Genomic DNA, 1215 nt, shown 5'->3' on the forward strand with positions numbered 1-1215 from the left:
AACCGGCGCTGCACACGGACCATGAACACGGTATCGTGGCTGCGGGGTTCCGCCTGGAGCAGTGTGGCCGCATGATCCTCTGGTGCACTTGGTTGCCCGGCCATGAGGTTGGCTCCGATCGCTGGCGATTGCACATTTTGGCGAGCATTGCGCTTCCCGTTGGAGAGGTTTGCAATTTCAAAGCGCGGTTGGGCTCTTGGCGGGGCTTCGCACCAGAATGGACAGCAGAAGGACATGAGGGCTTGAATGAGTGAATTGGCGGTGCTGGATCCGCGTGCAGCCTTTGTTGATGTCGGCAGCGAGAAAATGCATGTGTCGATCGCGGGTGGGCCACCCGCGCTGTTCGGCACGGTGACCTCGCAGCTGCATGCGCTACGCGACTATTTGGCCGAACATCAGGTGCGCTCAGTCGCGATGGAAGCGACCGGGATCTATTGGTTACCGCTCTATGGGGTTCTGGAAGCTGCGGGCATGGAGGTGGTGATGGTCGATGGCCGCCAAACGCGCAATCTTCCGGGGCGCAAGACCGACATGAAAGACTGCCAGTGGGGCGCCACGCTGCATGCGCATGGCTTGCTGCGGGCGGGCTTTGTTCCCCCGGCCAATATCCGCCGTCTGCAGGACTATCTGCGCCTTCGCGGGGACCACATCGCGGCGGCCGCCGGACATGTCCAGCACATGCAAAAAGCGCTGGAGCGGATGAATATCAAACTGCACGAAGTCATCAGCTCTCTGACCGGGGCGAGCGGTCTGACCGTGATCCGCGCCATCCTCGTCGGTGAACGCGATCCGCAGGTCCTGTTGGGTCTATGCGATATTCGAATCCGCAACGTCAAAGCTGAGCGCGTCGTCGAATCGCTGCGCGGCGACTGGGCCGAAGAACATTTGTTCGCCCTCGCGCAGGCCGTTCAAAGCTGGGACCATTATCAAGGCCTCATCGCCGCCTGCGATCGCCAGATTGCGGTCGTCCTTCGCCAGATGCCGGACGCGAAGGTGCCGCCACCGGCCGCTTCGACAAAGACAGGAAAACCGCGCACGCGGCCGGGTGTCAATGCGCCGGATATCGCGGATCTGCGGGAGATCCTCGCGCAGATCTGTGGCGCCAAGGATCTGACGACACTGCCCGCCCATAGCGAGTACAGCGTTTTGCAGCTCATCGGCGAAGTTGGCACGGATCTGACCAAGTGGCGGACCGAAAAGCACTTCACCTCGTGG

Annotated in this window: 2 protein-coding genes; both read left to right on the plus strand. The window is 61.6% G+C overall.

The genetic code is table 11. The annotated features are described in order from the left end of the window. The coding region (locus tag ABIB06_RS38815) for a hypothetical protein (RefSeq protein WP_354070419.1) at positions 1 to 254 on the plus strand (254 nt) is incomplete at its 5' end. Continuing rightward, positions 247 to 1215, plus strand: a 969-nt coding sequence (locus tag ABIB06_RS38820) for an IS110 family transposase (RefSeq protein ID WP_354070417.1), incomplete at its 3' end; no start/stop codon positions are given. The genes ABIB06_RS38815 and ABIB06_RS38820, both read left to right, overlap by 8 nt.

It is taken from the genome of Bradyrhizobium sp. LB8.2, from assembly GCF_040548035.1.
Lineage (GTDB): Bacteria > Pseudomonadota > Alphaproteobacteria > Rhizobiales > Xanthobacteraceae > Bradyrhizobium.